Origin of the sequence: Streptomyces sp. NPDC057249, assembly GCF_042669245.1 — a bacterium.
Lineage (GTDB): Bacteria > Actinomycetota > Actinomycetes > Streptomycetales > Streptomycetaceae > Streptomyces.
Genome location: NZ_JBHUXS010000022.1, coordinates 100420 through 117224 on the forward strand (window position 1 = coordinate 100420; position 16805 = coordinate 117224).

Below are 16805 nucleotides of genomic sequence, written 5' to 3' on the forward strand. Positions count from 1 at the left end.
GGCCAGCATGCCAGACCACCGGCACGTCCCGCGACGACCCCGAGCGGGCCGCCATCCCCGCAGGTCAGGGGCGTCCCGTCCCGCAATCGCCCCACCGCCCCGAAGCCGCTGGCGCGCCCGCCCCGCCGGGCTCGATGCTCTGTCGGGCCGGACCGGGGCCTTCGGGGGAGCCCCGGTCCGGCCGCTCGCGTCAGCCATGACCTGCCCGCACCCGCCCGACCGATCCGGGGAAGGAACGATGGACGATCCGAATGTGCTCGCGGCCCAGAAATGGGTGAACGCGACCTATGCCGGCGTTCCCGCGTACGAGCGCTGCGCGGAGGACGGCAGCACCGGCTGGGGCACCGTACTCAGCCTCACCCAGGGCCTCCAGCACGAACTGGGGATCGCGCCCGTCGTACCGAACTTCGGCCCCGGCACCTTCGCCAGGGTGCAGAGCCGCAACCTCCGGCCGGACGCCGAGACGAACAAGAACATCGTCCGGATCTACAACTACGCCCTCTGGTGCAAGGGGTACTACGGCTCCGCCACGCCCGACACCTGGGACTCGACGGCACGGACATCGCTGGCGGACCTCTGGACCAGCATGGGCATGCCGCCCGAGGTCCCGATCGACGCCGAGATGTGGGCCCGGGTCACCAAAGCGCTGCTGCGCATGGACCAGTTCCGCCTGGTGCCGGGCGGCGACACCCTGATCCAGGGCATCCAGCGCCGCCTCAACTCGCGGTACGTCCTCGGCATGGACATCCCCGCCATGAGCCTGGTGCCCTGCGACGGCGTGTACTCACGGGACGTCCAGCAGGGGCTGATGATGGCGATCCAGTACGAGATCGGCATCCCGCCCGAGGACATCACCGGCTACTTCGGCGAGGGGACCATCGCCGGCCTGATGAACCACAACGTCGAACCCGGTGACGACAGCCCTCTCGGCTACCTCTTCAAGGCCGCCTGCTACTTCAACTCGCCCACGTACGACGACGACTACGGCGCGTACCCGTACGACTTCGGCTTCACCGCGACCGAACACGGCGAGTGGCTGCGCGCGTTCAAACGCTTCTCGCTGGTCGAGCCGGTCAACGCCACGGGCAACTACCGGACCTGGGCCCAGCTCCTCATCTCCACCGGCGACCCGACCCGCCCGGCCACCGGCTGCGACGGCATCACGGAGATCACCCCGCAGCGCGGCAAGGACCTGTACGACGCGGGCTACCGCCTCGTCGGCCGGTATCTGGACGAGAAGCTGAAGGAGGGCGACCCCGGCTGGCTCGACAAGACGATCAAACCGGGCGAGCTCCAGGCCATCTTCGACGCCGGACTGCGCGTCTTCCCGATCTCCCAGTACTACGGGGGCGCGGCGAGCGAATTCACCTACGCACGGGGCGAACTGGACGGCTGGAAGGCGTACCAGAGGGCGCGCGGCTACGGCTTCGACCGGGGCACGTGCATCTATTTCGCAGTCGACTACGACGCCATCGGATCGGAGATCAACCAGTACATCATCCCGTACTTCAAGGGCGTCCGCACGGCCCTCTCGCAGTACGGGAACTACTACCAGTTCGGCGTGTACGGCTCGCGGAACGTGTGCGAGCAGGTGACCCGCAACACCGGTGCCCGCTGGTCGTTCGTGAGCGGCATGTCCTGGGGCTTCTCGGGGAACCTCGGCTACCCGCTCCCCCGCAACTGGTCGGTCAACCAGATCCGCGAGTACGACTTCGACGGCGACGGCGTCCGGGACCTCGACCACGACGTCTGGCGGCAGAGCACGGACCCGGGCTCCCGCTCGGTCAACTCGCCCGCGCGCGACCTCGACGAACTGATCGTCGGACTGCAGAAGCTGGAAGCGGCGGCCGGCTTCTACGAGAGCGACGAAGGACTCAGCCGCAACCAGCTCATCACCCAGTTCTTCCGGTACGGGGAATACGACGGCATCGTCTGGGACGGACTGCTCCATCCGATCGACCCCGGGTGGATCACCCATGTGAAGGCCCGGGACATCTCCGTACGCGAGTTCGACGAACTCCGCGACCCCATCACGCAGCACACCATCGGCACGCAGCACCTCATGGCGTCCATCGAGGGCTACCTGCGCCGCCCCGTCACCATCGACAGCACGAACCTCGCCGACATGGCCGGCTGGGGCGGCGACCTGGTGAGCTTCTACGCGGAATGGCGCAAGAAGCGGAACGACTACCCCACAGGGCTGGCCTTCTGCATGGACCGGCTCGCCCGGCCCGACGTCGAATCCACGTTCGGCTACGGCGACTTCATCGAGGACGCCGACGCGTTCAACATCAGCCGCCGCCTGCTCGCCGGACAGCGCATGTCGCAGGCCGTGTCGGAGTACTACACCCAGGTGTCGACGGGGGCCGTCAACGCCGAGGAGCGCTGGCGCAACTTCTACGCCAACCGGTTCGGCGCCGACTCCGCGAACGTCGAGCGCCTGGCCAAGGGCGTCCTGCTGGGCGACGACCTGTGGCAGACCGGGGTGGACCTGGTGTTCCTGGGCAGCGAAGGGCTCGATCTCGACCAGATGCCCGCCTCCATCCCCTCCTCCGAACTGGACTCCTTCGTCCTCGGCTTCCGCTGGGCACTCACCGACCGGGTCGACGCCGAGGGAGGCGCCTCATGACCATCGACCGCCGCACACTCCTGGTGGCCGCGGGGACGACCGCCGCGCTGACCGCGTTCCCGTCGCCCGCGACGGCGGCCCCACGCCGGACCCCGGACGCGCCGGGCCCCCGCCGGTGGGACGCGGACCGCAGCGACAACGGCTGGCCCATCGGCCCCGAAGGCATCACGGAATACACCGTCGAGGGCTCGCCCGCCACGGTGCGCCTGCACCCGGAGGCGTCCGCGGTCCTGCTGCACGTGGCGAGGCGCTGGCACTACGAGGTGCTGCCGCTGCGCGGTACGGCGGACATCCTCGGATACACCGCGGAGCGCGCCGTCCCCGCCGCGTACGGGTCGAACCGCCTCTCCGGGACCGCGATCGTGCTCCCGGGCGCCGGCGACGGGCTGTGGCCGCGTCAGACGGCCGTCGTCCGGGACATCCTCGCCGACTGCGAGGGCGTCGTGCGCTGGGGCGCCGACCTGGCCCCCGCCGCGCCCGGGCACTTCCAGATCGACGTGAAGCCGGGGACGCGCACCCTCGCGCGCCTCACCACAGCCCTCCGCGAAGGACCGGCCCGCGCGGACGCCCCACGCACCGGGGCGCCGGAGGACCCGGCGGCTCCGGAACGACGCAAGCAGGCCGGCCAACTGGCGCGAGCCCAGCGACCGGCCCGCTGAGCCCCGACCCGTACCCCTACACACCGAGGAGAAGGAACATGGCAAGGACCCGTACGACCCGCACGAAGGCCGCACTCACCACCGGCGCCATGGTGCTGGCGGCCATGGGAGGCAGCCTCCTGACCGCCACACCGGCGGCGGCGATCGGCTGGTGCAATGCGACGGTCACCGTCCGCGGCAGCTTCATCGAGTGGGCCGGCGAGGCGAAGATCCCGTCGTACGGCACCAACAAGACCTGCCAGATGAGCAAGGGCTCCCACAGCTCGGCCGTGGGTGCGCTCCAGCTGACGCTGAACAAGTGCTACGGGGAGAAGCTGTCCGTGGACAACGACTTCGGCGAGAACACCCGCCTGGCCCTCATCCGCGCCCAGAAGAGGGCAGGGACCGGGGCGGACGGCATCTACGGCCCGAACACCAGGGACGCCCTCGGTTGGTACTTCAAGCCCGTCACCCCCGGCTACGACGAGTGCAGCCGCATCTGACGGACCGTCCTGATCCCAACGGACACCTAAGGGGCGCGGTGCCCGCCGTTCATCGGCGGGCACCGCGCCCCGTACGTGTCCGGCGCACCCGCGGCGGGAATGATCAATCGCGTGAAAGAGGACAACAGAGACACCACGAACGGCACGACGGGCGAGATCCTGCGCTGGAACCTGTTCATAGGCGGCCACCTCAGCGCCTCCGTACCCGTACGCCTGGTCGAACGGACGGACACCGGGCAACTGGTGTGGATGAAATCGGGCACCCCGATGTGGCGCACCGCCCTTCCGCGCGGCATCACCCACCTGCGCGACATCGACCCCCACGAGCGCCCGGCCGAGGGCTTCCCCGTCGTCGCGGGCCGCTGGCCGATGGGCGACGCCCTCTTCTACCAGCCGACGGGGGCGGCCCACTCGGTGCTGTGGCTCTTCGGCCGCAGACACAAGTTCCGCGGCTGGTACGTCAACCTGGAACGACGCGTGCACCACGGCGCGGACATCGACATCGCCGACCACGAGCTGGACATCAACGTCGCCCCGGACCGGACGTGGAGCTGGAAGGACGAGCGGTCCTTCGCCGAGAAGACCGGGCACCCCGCGTACTGGACGGCCGAGGAAGCCCGCGCGATCCGGACCGAAGGAACGACAGTCGCACAGCTCGCCGAGGCCGGAGCCTTTCCCTTCGACGGCTCCTGGTGCGATTTCCGGCCACCGTCGCACTGGAAGACCCCCGCCCGTCCACCGACCCCGCGCCATCCGCTGCTGCGCCCATCGGGCGCTCCGGCCTCGCCTCCCCCGCCCTGAAGTGCGCGATTCGACCGCTTGGGGATATCCCGGCCAGCCTGGCGTGATGACGATCATTGCCCGGCGTCACTCTCCGTGATACACAGAGTAACCATACGCATTTCGCCCACACACCGATTCGATCCGCAGGTCAGGGCGGTCAGACCGGTCAAATGTGCGAGATCCGGGTAAAGAGTGCCGTGAAGCCGTCGTACGAAAGCAGTTTCATCAGCGAAGATAGAGAGTGACCCGTGCCATGCGGCTCGGGCGCCGAACTACCCAACTGGGGCGGTGACTTACATGATCCTGGCAGCTGAAAAGGGCGACATCACCACCATCATCGGCGGAATCGCCCCGAACTGGGGGCCGTTCGGAACCCTCGGCAACGAGGCCCGCGTGATGATCGAGGTGGTGATGGCGATCGCCATCCTGCTGTGCCTCGGCATCGCAATCTGGGGAGCGGCCAAGCAGCGGATCGGCGCGACGGCTCTGCGCGACACGTTCAGCGCGGAACAGGGCAAGGGGCTGATCGTGGCCGGCCTGACCGGTGTGTTCATCATCGGATCACTCGGCACCCTGTTCACCATTGTCTACGGGATGGCCGTCTGACCGGGCGTCGATCCCGGGCCCCGGGCTCGTCCGTCCCACCCCTCCCATCCGTCCGTCGTGCCCACCGGCAGAGGTTGCGTACCCCTGATGTCGAGTCACCACACCGCGTCCGCGCGGAGAGCAGCACGGCTACCGTCGTACTACGACGTGGTTCAAGCAACGGTTGAGGGGGCGTGCGCGGCATGAGTCTCGGCGACGAGGACGGCTACGGCAACGACGCGGGACGCACGAGCGACGCCTACAGCACGATCGGCGGCACCCGCCAGACCCGCACCCGCCTGCCCGACGGCCCCACCGGCGACCCCTACGGCCCCCGCCGCCCGGCCCGAAACTCCCGCTCCCTCATCACGTTCGCCGGCGTGGTGATCCTCCTGCTGGGCGCCATCGCCTTCGCCAACATGGGCGGCGACGACGGCGGCTCGGGCGCCAAGTCGGGCACGACGTCCGGCAGCAAGGCGGACGCCGCCCCGACCTCACCCACGGGCACGAAGCCGGTAACGGGCAAGAACGGAACCATCCCTTCCGGCTTCGCCCACGACCAACAGGGCGCGGAGAGCGCGGCGGCGAACTACTCGGTGGCGCTCGGCTCCGTCGAAATGTTCGACAAGGCCAAACGCGACGAGATCCTCAACGCCGTCATCGCGCCATCGGCGGTCAACGGATTTCGAACCACTCTCGACCAGGCCTACTCCTCCTCCCTCTTCAAGAACCTGGGTCTCAACGAAGACGGATCCACTCCCGACGGGTTCACGTTCATCTCGCGTACGACGCCCATCGGCACGAGAGTCACGAAGAGCAGCAGCGACCAGGCCACGGTCGAGGTCTGGTGCAGTGGCTTGATCGGGCTGGCCGGCGAGGGATCCACCAAGCCCGTAACAGACGGGTGGTTCACCATCACCATGGAGCTGCAGTGGATTGACGGCGATTGGAAGGCAGTCACTCACTCCCAGAAGGATGGCCCCGCACCCGTGGGTGGGGACACGAGGGCATCCAGTGCCGATGAGATCGCCGGTGCTGTCAATGGGTTCGGAGGGTTCACCTATGCCCGGTAGCCGGCCCCACCGATGGAAGTCCATCGCAGCCTTGTTCGCAGCTGTGCAGGTTTCTGTTGTCCTTTTCGCCTCGCGGGCCGTATCCGCACCCACTCCGAGCCCCGGCCCCAGTAAGAGCAACAACGCATGTGACCTGATCCACGGCCCCGCCAAGGACTACTGTGAAGGCGGGAGCGCCAGCTCCCCCCGGTCCACGCCGCCCGCGAGCACCGACCCCGCGCTCGATCCGCTCACCTCGCTCGGGCGGGGCTGCGCCGACGCCGCCGCGTGGATCGTGGGCAAGCTCAGCGACGCAGTCAAAAGCACCGCCAACGTCGACTTCACGAACACCCGCTTCCTCCAGCAGTACGCCATCGTCTTCGCCGCCTCCACCGTCCTCACCCTCGTCCTCTGGCTCCTCGCCGTAGCCAAGCGCGCCATCCGCGGCGTCCCCCTCACCACCGCCGTCTCCGAGGCCATCGGCTTCCTCTGGCTCACCGTCCTCGCCTCCGCCTTCACCCCCCTCATCCTCTACACCATCGTCTCCGCCACCAACGGCGTCACCGAGGTCATCGCCTCCTCCTCCGGCGGCCAGACCGACGTCTTCTTCGGGTCCTTCGCCCAAGCCCTCAAGAAGGACTCCGACATCGGCGGCGGCCCGATCATGCTGATCGTCGTCTCCCTCGTCTCCATCCTCGCCGCCGGCATCCTCTGGCTCGAACTCGTCATCCGAGCCGCCCTGCTCTACGTCGGCGCCCTCCTGGGCACCGCCGTCTACGCCGGACTGGTCGACAAGAACATGTGGGGACACGTACGCCGCTGGGCAGGCATCATGATCGCCGTGATCATGGTCAAACCCGTCATCGTCGTCGTACTCGGCCTCGCCGGCGCCCTGTCCTCCGACGACGGGCCCGACGCCTTCTCCGCCGTCGTCTCCGGCCTCGCCATCATCCTGCTGGCCATCTTCGCCTCCGCCATGATCTACCGCTTCGTCCCCGGCTTCGGCGACGAGATCCAAGGCGCCCGCACCAACCGCAAGCAGGCCACCGACGGCTCCCAGGCCGCCGCCATGATCAGCTCCCCCGCCGCCCTCGTCTCCCAGGGCATCAAGACCCACAGCAGCCGCGGCGGCCAGAACGGCGGCGACACCAGCAGCGGCGGCGGGCGCCCCGCCAACCCGGTCAGCGGCGGAGTAGCCGCCCACAGCTCCCGCAACGCCGGAAGCGGGTCCGCCCCCTCCGCCGCCCCCCAGCCCCGCAGCGGGTCCGCCCCGACCGCCGGCACCCCCCACAGCAGCCGCGGAACCCGCGGCGGACCAGGCAACACAGGTAACAACCGCACAGGAGGTGGCGGGCGTTGAGCACACAGTCCCATCCGATCGCGCCCCGCCGTACGTATCTCATCGGCCGCGCCCGGCCGAACGCGATCGTCGGCAAGAACCGTGAGACGGGCGAGATCGCCCTGATCATCGCCGGCGCGTTCCTCGGCATGATGAGCGGCCTGCTCGTCCCCGTCCTCTCCCTGCGCATCGTGCTGCTCACCGGCTTCCCGCTGCTCGCCATCGCCGTCGTCTACGTCCCGTACCGGCACCGGACCTTCTACAAGTGGTTCGAGATCAACCGCAGCTACAAGCGCTCCCTGCGCCGCGGCACCGCCTACCGCTCCAGCGCCATGGAAGCCGGCACCCGCGCCGACGGCCGCGAGGTCGAGATCGGCCCGCCCCCCGGCATCGGCCGCATCAACTGGCTCTCCGCCCCCTTCGGCCCCGACGAGATCGCCGTCCTCCTCCACGCCGACCGGCGCACCGTCACCGCCGCCATCGAGATCGAGGGCCCCGGCGTCGGGCTGCGCGACAGCGAGGACCAGGAAGCCCTCGTCGACCGCTTCGGCACCCTCCTCAAGCACGTCGCCAACGGAGACGGGTTCGTCACCCGCCTCCAGATGCTCGCCCGCACCCTCCCCGCCGACCCCGACGCCCACGCCAAGGACGTCGCCCAGCGCGGCGCCCCGTCCTCCCCCCGGTGGCTCCAGGACTCCTACGACCAGTTGCAGTCCATGGTCTCCACCTCCAGCGAGCAGCACCGCGCGTACCTCGTCGCCTGCATGCACTTCAACCGCGAGCTCGCCGCCGAGGCCCACGCCATGGCCCGCGCCGCCCGCCCGCACACCGGCCGCAAACTCGACCGCGACGCCGGACTCGCCGTCGTCATGGCCCGCGAGCTCACCGACATCTGCGCCCGCCTCGCCGAAGCCGACATCCGGGTCCGCCAGCCCCTCGGCCAGAGCCGGCTCGCCTCCCTCGTCCACTCCATGTACGACCCCGACCACCCCATCGACCACATCCAGGCCATGACGAAGCGCAACGCCTGGCCCGCCGAGCTCGACGCCGTCGAACCGACGTACCTCCAGGCCAAGACCCGCGAATCGTCCACCCGCGCCCCCTGGTGCCACTCCACGGCCTGGGTGAAGGAGTGGCCGATGACCCCCGTCGGCGTCAACTTCCTGGCCCCCCTCCTCGTCCACACCCCCGACGTCATCCGCACGGTCGCCGTCTGCATGGACCTGGAACCCACCGAGATCGCCATCGAGCGCATGCTCACCGAGAAGACCAACGACGACGCCGAGGCCAGCCGCCAGGCCAAGATGAACCGCACCGTCGACCCCCGCGACATCGCCGCCCACGGCCGCCTCGACCAACGGGGTGAAGACCTCGCCAGCGGCGCCGCCGGCGTCAACCTCGTGGGGTACATCACCGTGTCGTCCCGCTCCCCCGAAGCCCTCGCCCGCGACAAGCGGACCATCCGCGCCTCGGCCGGCAAGTCGTACCTGAAGCTCGAATGGTGCGACCGCGAGCACCACCGCGCCTTCGTCAACACCCTGCCGTTCGCCACCGGCATCCGCCGCTAACCGCCAGTCCGCGACACCGAGAGGGAGGTCAGTCACGCCATGCGAGATCCGCTGTCCGCGTTGTCGGACGCCTTTACCGCCTTCCTCTTCGGGAAGGTGGAGACGACCCGGCTGCCCGTCCGCACCTCGACGGGCCAGGCCCAGGCCGTCTACCTGCCCACCGCCGCCCCCGGCCTCGGCGACTCCGGTGTGATCATCGGCCGCGAGGTGTACTCCGGCAAGGGCTACATCTACGACCCCTTCCAGCTCTACGGACAGCAGCTCCCCGCCCCGCACTGGCTGGTCCTCGGCGAGTCCGGCAACGGCAAGTCCGCGCTGGAGAAGACGTACGTGCTCCGCCAGCTCCGCTTCCGCGACCGCCAGGTCGTCGTCCTCGACGCCCAGGGCGAGGACGGCGTCGGCGAGTGGAACCTCATCGCGCAGGAGCTCGGCCTCACCCCCATCCGCCTCGACCCCACCTCCGCACTCAACGGCGGCATCCGGCTCAACCCGCTCGACCCGGCCATCACCACCACCGGCCAGCTCGCCCTGCTGCGCACCATCATCGAAGTCGCCATGGGGCACGGCCTGGACGAACGCTCCGGCTTCGCGCTCAAGGTCGCCCACGCCTACGTCAACGCCACCACGACCGACCGCCAGCCCGTCCTCACCGACATCGTCGAGCAGCTGCGCCACCCCGAACCGGAATCCGCCCAGGCGATGAACGTCGACATAGACGACGTACGCGCCTGGGGCCTGGACGTCGCCCTCGTCCTGGACCGGCTGGTCGACGGCGACCTGCGCGGCATGTTCGACGGACCGACCTCCTTCGGCATCGACCTCGACGCCCCCCTGATCGTCTTCGACCTCTCGCACATCGACCGCAACTCCATCGCCATGCCCATCCTGATGGCGATCGTCGGCGTCTGGCTCGAACACACCTGGATCAGGCCCGACCGCAAGAAGCGCATCTTCCTGGTCGAAGAGGCCTGGCACATCATCAACTCGCCCTTCGTGGCCCAGCTCTTCCAGCGCCTGCTCAAGTTCGGCCGCCGCCTCGGCCTCTCCTTCGTCGCCGTCGTCCACCACCTCAGCGACGTGGTCGACGGCGCCGCCGCACGCGAAGCCGCCGCCATCCTCAAGATGGCCTCCACCCGCACGATCTACGCCCAGAAGGCCGACGAGGCCAGAGCCACCGGCCGGGTCCTCGGCCTGCCCCGCTGGGCCGTCGAAATCATCCCCACCCTCACCCCGGGCATCGCGGTCTGGGACGTGAACGGCAACGTACAGGTCGTCAAACACCTGATCACCGAGGCCGAACGCCCCCTCGTCTTCACCGACCGCGCCATGACCGAATCGTCCGTGAGCGACCTCCTCCCGGACGACGTAAGGGCCGCCGACCTCGAAGCGGAGGAACGCGCGGCCAGGATCGAGAACCAGCAGCGGCTGAACGAGTCGTCCGAGTCAACGGTGGCATGACATGGCAGGGAGCGACGGGGGACGGTCCGGCGACGGCAAGGGAGGCGGCATCCCCGACGGCCTGCTCGTCGGCCTGCTCGCCTTCCTGCTCGGACTGACGCTGCTGGCCTGGACGGCCACCGGATTCGCCGGCCTCCTGGCCCACGGCGCCTGGCCCGAGGCCGTCACGCCGACCGAGACACCACTGGCCCTCCGGCGCCTCCTGGAGGCCCCGCACGACCTGCCCGCCGCCTGGCCCCGCACACCCCCGGAAGAGCTCTCCGGCTACGGCCTGTTCTGGGGTCTGCTCATCGGCGAACTGATGGTGCTCGTGGTGCTGACGGTGTTCGTGATGGGCGTCATCACCCGCTGGCGCGCCGTGCTCGCCCGCCGCCGCGCGGAACGCGCGGAGCGGCTGGCCCTCCTCGAACAGGCACACCGCGCAGAGCGCGCCCGCCGCCGGTCGGCCCAGGGCAAGGGCCACGGGACCGGCCGGTGGGCCAAGCACCGGGACCACGCGCACGAGGCGGCGCCCCCCGGCCCGGAACCGGCCCCGGAGCCCACCCCCGACGCCCTCCGCGGGACGCCCCCCGTGCCCGCGCCGGCCAGCCCGGTCCCCGCCGAGCACCTCACCGACACCGCACCGCGGACGGCAGCCCTCCCCATCGAAGCCGCCCCCGAAGCGCTCACCGGCCGAGAAGCCCGGCACGCACCGACCGGCACCGCGAGGACGGCCCCCGAGGAGGCGGCATTCAGCCGACCGGCCCCCACCGGCCCGCTCCCCGCCACCGTCCCCTCCCCGCGCACCCCGCTCCTCCTCTACGGCCCCGCCACCACCCGCCGGGCCACCGCCGTCCAGGCCATCCGTGAAGCCGACGGCCCCGTGCTCGTCGTGACCTCCGACCCCACCCTCTGGGCCGAGACCAAGGACGCCCGCGCGAAGCTCGGCCCCGTCCTCGTCTACGACCCCGGCCACCTCTGCGACACCCCGGACCGGCTGCACTGGGCGCCCACCACCGGCTGCGAGCAGGCCGACCGGGCGGCGGCCCGCGCGGGCGCGCTGCTCGCCCCCGTCCGCCCCCGGGCCCGCGTCGACTCGGCGACGGCCGACATCGCCGAAACCCTCCTGCGCTGCTGGCTGCACGCCGCCGCCATCGACGGCCGCCCCTTCCGCCAGGTCCACCGCTGGGCCATCGGCGGCAACGCCCACGAACCGGTCCGCCTGCTGCGCACCCACCCCAAAGCGGCCCCCGGCCTCGCCGGACTGCTGGAGTCCGCACTCACCGGCCACCCCGAACGCCGCGAGATGGCCCAGGAACTGACGGTGCGCGCGTTCGGCGCCCTCTCCTCCGTCCACGTCCGGGACGCCTGCACACCACATCGAGCAGATGCGCTCGCACTGGATTCCTTTGCGGACGAAGGGGGCAGCCTCTATGTGGTGGGGGAAGCCATCGAGACCCCGCGATCCGGTCCAGGGACGATGCCCCTGCTCACCGCGCTCGCCTCAGACGTGGTCGAGCACGGCCGCCGCATGGCCGCACGGTCATCCGACGGCCGGCTCGACCCACCAATGACGCTCGTCCTCGACGACGTCGCGGCCGTCGCCCCGCTGCCCCGGCTGCCCGAACTGCTGCGCTCCGGCCAGACCCAGGGCCTGTCCACCGTCGCCCTGCTCCGTTCCCCGGAACAGGCCCGCTCACAGTGGACGCAACAGCTCAGGACCCCCAGCACCCTGTGAGCGGCACCGCTCAGGGCCGCGTCACCGCGTACTCCAGCTCACGCGCCGTCGGATCGCCCGGCATCGGCACCGTCTCCCCGGTCGGCACGAAACCGAACCGCCGGTAGAAGGCCGCGGCGCGCGGATTGTTCTCGTGCACATACAGCCGTACGCGCTCCAGTCGCGGCGCCTCCAACGACCACGCCCAGTCCACGGCCGCCCGGAACAACGCGTCCGCCACCCCCGCGCCCCGCGCCTCCGGACGTACGAACACGCCCACCAGGTGCCCCTGGTCCACCGACGCCGCCCCACCGAACCGCGCCTCGACGTCCGGCCCCTCCACGAGCACCGTCACCGACCCCGCCCAGCCACCGTCCGGGCCCTCCGCGACGAACTGCCGCACCTCGCCCGCACCGTCCTCGGAGGCGTCGGCCGTCCGCTCCCGCCACGCCTCGTCGGACCGCTTCAGCCCCTGCTCGTACGTCTCCAGGAACGCCACCGGAGCGGCCGGGTCCTGCAGGGCGGCCAGCCGGAGCTCCTTCACCGACCGCCACTCATCGGCACGCACCGGCCGTATCACGTAGTCCATGCACCGATCCTGACCTGCGCTCCCGCGACCACGCAAACCGATACGCCCCGCTCACCAGCAGTCGTACCCCGGTACTACGCGCCCCCGCACGTCCCGCCCCCGGTCCGACGACCCGCCCGCGCCGGCTCCGTAGCGTCGACCGCATGATCAGGGCACACGCACTCACCAAACGCTACGGGGACACCACCGTCGTCCAAGACCTCGACTTCGCCGTCCACCCGGGCACGGTCACCGGCTTCCTCGGCCCCAACGGCGCTGGCAAGTCCACCACCATGCGCATGCTGCTCGGCCTGGACGCACCCACCCGGGGCCGCGCCACGATCGGCGGCCGCGCCTACACCTCCCACAGCGCTCCCCTCACCGAGGTCGGCGCCCTGCTGGAAGCGCGCTCCGTCCACCCCGGCCGCACCGCCTTCCACCACCTGATGGCACTCGCCCACACCCACGGCATCCCGCGCGCCCGCGTCGAACAGGTCCTGGACCTCGCCGGACTCACCGCCGTCGCCGGGAAACGGGTCAAGGGCTTCTCGCTCGGCATGGGCCAGCGCCTGGGCATCGCCGCCGCCCTCCTCGGTGACCCGGCCGTCGTCATCCTCGACGAACCCGTCAACGGCCTGGACCCCGAGGGCGTCCTCTGGATCCGCACCCTGCTCCGCGATCTCGCCGCACAGGGCCGCACGGTCCTGGTCTCCTCGCACCTGATGAGCGAGATGGCTCTCACCGCCGACCACCTGGTCGTCATCGGCCGCGGCCGCCTCCTCGCCGACACCACCGTCACGGAGTTCACCGCCAGGGCCGGCGGCGGCTCCGTCACCGTCCGCACGCCCAAGGCCACCGCCCTGTGCGACCTGCTGCGGGGCCCCGGCGTCGAGATCACCACCACGCCCGGCTCCGACCGACTGGACGTGCGCGGCACGGACGCCGAACTCATCGGCCGCACCGCCGCCACGCACGCCATCCCGCTCTACGAACTCACCCCGCACACCGCGTCCCTGGAACAGGCCTTCATGGACCTCACCCAGGATTCCGTCGACTACCGCACCACCACCGCCGCACCGACCGGAGCCCTCGCATGACCACCACGGCTGTTCCCCACGCCTACCGCGTCACACCCGCCCGGGTGCTGCGCTCCGAATGGCACAAGCTGCGCACCCTGCGCTCCACCTGGATCACCCTGGGCCTGGCCGTCGTCTTCGTCCTGGGTGTCGGCATCCTCATGGGCACGACCTACACCTCCGACGGCGGCGACTCGGACATGGACACCGTCATCCTCGTCCTCTACGGATCGCTGCTCGCCTCGCTCTGCACAGTGGTCCTCGGCATCCTCGTCACGGCCGGCGAATACTCCACGGGCCTGATCCGCGCCTCGCTGACCGCCGTCCCACGCCGTCTCCCGGTGCTGTGGGCGAAGGCGGGCATCTTCACGGTCGCCGTGTTCACCCTCATGTTCGCGACCTCACTGGTCACCTTCGTCATCGCCCAACTCTTCCTGCACGACACGGACCAGGCCGCTTCCCTCACCGACCCGGGTGTACTGCGCGCCGTAGCGGGGAACGCCGCCGGAACCACCTTCCTCGGCCTCATCGCCCTCGGGCTCGGCGCACTCCTGCGCTCGGTCCCCGGAGCGATCGGCGCGTTCATCGGCGGTGTGATGATCCTCCCCGAGGTGCTGACCACGCTCCCCTACGACGCGGTGGAGACCGCCGTCCGCTACTTCCCCACCCAAGCGGCCGGCGTCCTCGGCTCCGCCACCCCGCTCCCGGACGCCGCGTCCCCGGGTCCGGCCCTGCTCGCCCTGGTCCTGTGGTCCTCGGCCACACTGGTCTCGGCGGCCGTACTCCTGCGGCGCCGGGACGCATGAGCCGTACGCCGCCGGACACCGGGGAGACACCAATGGCGGACACCACCGAGGGCCGGGAACCGGTTCCGCCGCCCGCCCCGACCCCGCTCACCGGGCACATACAGCGCCTGTTCCAGCGCATCCGCTCCTTCGACCGGCGCCGGCCGTCCGTCTGGAACGGCATCCTGACCACGTTCTGGGTGCTGTTCGCCGTCCTCGACGTCTCCACCGGCGGCTGGCGCACGGTCGCCGTCGACCGGCACGTGGCGGAGCCGCTGGTGTTCGCCATGAGCGCGGCGTTCTCCGTCCCCCTGCTCTGGCGCCGCTCCCACCCCCTGGCCGTGCTCGCCTTCATGGCCCCGTTCTCCCTGGCCAACGTGTGGACGGGTGCGGTCATCCAGGCGTCCCTGCTCCAGGAGATCGTGGTCTTCAACATCGCGGTACGCCTCCCGATGCGCACCCTCGCCTGGTCGGGTGCCCTGGTCGCGACACCGCTGGTGATCGCCTCGGCCCGGTTCCCGGAGGTCTGGAGCCGCCTCCTGCTCCCGCACGTCTGGATGTTCGCCATCGCCGCCCTGGCGGGCATCCTGGTGCGTACCCGCAAGGAGTACACCGAGGCCCTTCTCGACCGGGCGGACCGCCTGGAGCGTGAACGCGACCAGCAGGCCCGCCTGGCCGCCGCCGCCGAACGGGCCCGGATCGCCCGGGAGATGCACGACATCATCGGCCACAACCTCTCCGTCATCACGGGCCTGGCCGACGGCGGCTCGTACGCGGCGGCCCGCAGCCCCGAGCGCGCGGCCCAGGCCCTGGAAGCCATCGGCACCACCAGCCGCCAGGCCCTCGCCGAACTCCGCCGCCTCCTGGGCGTCCTGCGGGACCAGCCGGAGAACGCCGACCGCGCCCCGCAGCCCACCCTCGACGACATCGACGGGCTGCTGGAAGGGGTACGCCGGGCCGGTCTGCCGGTGCAGCTGCTCGTACAGGGGACACCACCGGCCGGCCCAATCACCCCCGGGCGCCAGCTGACGGTCTATCGGGTGGTGCAGGAGTCCCTGACGAACACGCTGAAGCACGCGGGCACTTCGCCCTCGCTCGCGGCCGAGGTCACTCTGATCTACCGGCCGGGTGCGCTGGAAGCCCTCGTCACGGACAATGGCAACCCGCCCCGGGGCGAGCGGACTTCCGCCGGCACGGGGCAGGGCATCACCGGGATGCGCGCACGCGCTTCCCTGTACGACGGCACACTCGAAGCCGGTCCCTCCGCCGAAAGCGGCTGGCAGGTCCGGCTCCGGCTCCCCCTGGAGGACTCCCCCTCGTGACGACCGTGCTCATCGCGGACGACCAGCCGATGCAACGCTTCGGTTTCCGCATGCTGCTGGAGAGCCAGGACGACATGACGGTCGTCGGCGAGGCCGCCAACGGCCACGAAGCGCTCCAGCTCATCGCCCGGCACCAGCCGGACGTGGCTCTGATGGACATCCGCATGCCGCTCCTGGACGGCATCGAGGCGACCCGCCGCGTCATCAGGGCCGGCTCCCGCACCCGCGTCCTGATCGTCACCACGTTCGACCTGGACCGGTACGCGTACGACGGTCTCCGGGCCGGCGCCAGCGGCTTCCTCATCAAGGACGCGCTGCCGGAGGAGCTGCTGTCCGGCATCCGGGCTGTCGCCCTCGGCGACGCGGTGGTGGCCCCGAGCCTGACCCGCCGTCTCCTGGACGCGTACGTGCAGCACTTGCCGGCCGCCCCGGGCGAACCGGCCACCCAAGATCCGCGCATCGCCGGACTCACCGGGCGTGAACTGGAAATCCTCACGGTCATCGGCCAGGGCTGGACCAACTCGGAAATCTCCGAACGCCTTCATCTCGCGGAATCAACGGTGAAGACCCATGTCTCCCGCATCCTCGCCAAGACGGGCGCCAGGGACCGCGTCCAAGCAGTGATCCTCGCGTACGACACCCACCTGGTCTCCCCGGGCTGAAACGCAGAAAAGCCCCGTGCCAACGGCACGGGGCTTTCCCACAATGATTGTTCGGCGGCGTCCTACTCTCCCACAGGGTCCCCCCTGCAGTACCATCGGCGCTGAAAGGCTTAGCTTCCGGGTTCGGAATGTAACCGGGCG

At 70.6% G+C, this 16805-nt stretch carries 15 protein-coding genes and 1 rRNA gene; 14 read left to right on the top strand and 2 right to left on the bottom strand.

The genetic code is table 11. The features are described 5' to 3' along the window. Positions 1 to 238: 238 nt before the first annotated feature. The 10 genes from ACFUJY_RS30950 (at position 239) to ACFUJY_RS30995 (ending at position 12272) form a co-directional block, all read left to right on the top strand. Complete coding sequence (locus ACFUJY_RS30950; protein ID WP_383305706.1) at positions 239 to 2629, top strand: glycoside hydrolase domain-containing protein; 2391 nt, start codon at positions 239 to 241, stop codon at positions 2627 to 2629. After that, a complete protein-coding gene (locus tag ACFUJY_RS30955; protein WP_383305707.1) occupies positions 2626 to 3288 on the top strand; it encodes a hypothetical protein in 663 nt (220 codons plus the stop codon). The genes ACFUJY_RS30950 and ACFUJY_RS30955 overlap by 4 nt, the downstream gene beginning before the upstream one ends. 38 nt (positions 3289 to 3326) lie before the next feature. After that, positions 3327 to 3770, top strand: a complete 444-nt coding sequence (locus ACFUJY_RS30960) for a peptidoglycan-binding protein (protein WP_383305708.1) — start codon at positions 3327 to 3329, stop codon at positions 3768 to 3770. A gap of 111 nt (positions 3771 to 3881) precedes the next feature. Then, positions 3882 to 4571 (top strand): DUF402 domain-containing protein, encoded by a 690-nt coding sequence (locus tag ACFUJY_RS30965; RefSeq protein ID WP_383305709.1) that lies wholly within the window; start codon positions 3882 to 3884, stop codon positions 4569 to 4571. 279 nt (positions 4572 to 4850) lie between these two features. Continuing rightward, positions 4851 to 5159, top strand: a complete 309-nt coding sequence (locus tag ACFUJY_RS30970) for a hypothetical protein (RefSeq protein ID WP_024493027.1) — start codon at positions 4851 to 4853, stop codon at positions 5157 to 5159. Positions 5160 to 5341: 182 nt separating this feature from the next. Next, the gene (locus ACFUJY_RS30975) at positions 5342 to 6211 is read left to right on the top strand and encodes a hypothetical protein (protein WP_383305710.1); all 870 of its coding nucleotides are present in this window, start codon (positions 5342 to 5344) and stop codon (positions 6209 to 6211) included. Then, complete coding sequence (locus ACFUJY_RS30980) at positions 6201 to 7550, top strand: hypothetical protein (RefSeq protein WP_383305711.1); 1350 nt, start codon at positions 6201 to 6203, stop codon at positions 7548 to 7550. Before ACFUJY_RS30975 ends, ACFUJY_RS30980 begins: the two co-directional genes overlap by 11 nt. Then, a complete protein-coding gene (locus ACFUJY_RS30985) occupies positions 7547 to 9097 on the top strand; it encodes an SCO6880 family protein (protein WP_383305712.1) in 1551 nt (516 codons plus the stop codon). Before ACFUJY_RS30980 ends, ACFUJY_RS30985 begins: the two co-directional genes overlap by 4 nt. A gap of 39 nt (positions 9098 to 9136) precedes the next feature. Beyond that, positions 9137 to 10555 (top strand): ATP-binding protein, encoded by a 1419-nt coding sequence (locus ACFUJY_RS30990; RefSeq protein ID WP_026171334.1) that lies wholly within the window; start codon positions 9137 to 9139, stop codon positions 10553 to 10555. Position 10556: 1 nt separating this feature from the next. After that, positions 10557 to 12272 (top strand): type VI secretion protein, encoded by a 1716-nt coding sequence (locus tag ACFUJY_RS30995; RefSeq protein ID WP_383305713.1) that lies wholly within the window; start codon positions 10557 to 10559, stop codon positions 12270 to 12272. 10 nt (positions 12273 to 12282) lie between these two features. Here the strand turns inward: ACFUJY_RS30995 and ACFUJY_RS31000 are convergent, their stop codons facing one another. After that, the gene (locus ACFUJY_RS31000; protein ID WP_383305714.1) at positions 12283 to 12840 is read right to left on the bottom strand and encodes a GNAT family N-acetyltransferase; all 558 of its coding nucleotides are present in this window, start codon (positions 12838 to 12840) and stop codon (positions 12283 to 12285) included. Positions 12841 to 12983: 143 nt separating this feature from the next. Here ACFUJY_RS31000 and ACFUJY_RS31005 point away from each other — a divergent pair, with 143 nt between their 5' ends. The 4 genes from ACFUJY_RS31005 to ACFUJY_RS31020 are packed head-to-tail and all read left to right on the top strand — an operon-like array spanning position 12984 to position 16664. Next, positions 12984 to 13916: an ABC transporter ATP-binding protein gene (locus tag ACFUJY_RS31005; RefSeq protein ID WP_383305715.1), complete on the top strand. Its 933-nt coding sequence runs from the start codon at positions 12984 to 12986 to the stop codon at positions 13914 to 13916. Next, positions 13913 to 14701 carry an ABC transporter permease gene (locus tag ACFUJY_RS31010; protein WP_383305716.1) on the top strand — a complete coding sequence of 263 codons (789 nt, stop codon included), beginning with the start codon at positions 13913 to 13915 and terminating at the stop codon, positions 14699 to 14701. Before ACFUJY_RS31005 ends, ACFUJY_RS31010 begins: the two co-directional genes overlap by 4 nt. Before the next feature lie 32 nt (positions 14702 to 14733). Further along, on the top strand, positions 14734 to 16002 hold the full coding sequence (locus ACFUJY_RS31015) for a sensor histidine kinase (protein WP_383305717.1): 1269 nt from the start codon (positions 14734 to 14736) through the stop codon (positions 16000 to 16002). After that, complete coding sequence (locus ACFUJY_RS31020; RefSeq protein ID WP_383305718.1) at positions 15999 to 16664, top strand: response regulator; 666 nt, start codon at positions 15999 to 16001, stop codon at positions 16662 to 16664. Before ACFUJY_RS31015 ends, ACFUJY_RS31020 begins: the two co-directional genes overlap by 4 nt. Before the next feature lie 49 nt (positions 16665 to 16713). Here ACFUJY_RS31020 and rrf read toward each other — a convergent pair. Continuing rightward, positions 16714 to 16805: ribosomal RNA gene (gene rrf, locus ACFUJY_RS31025) — 5S ribosomal RNA — on the bottom strand; the annotation flags it as partial.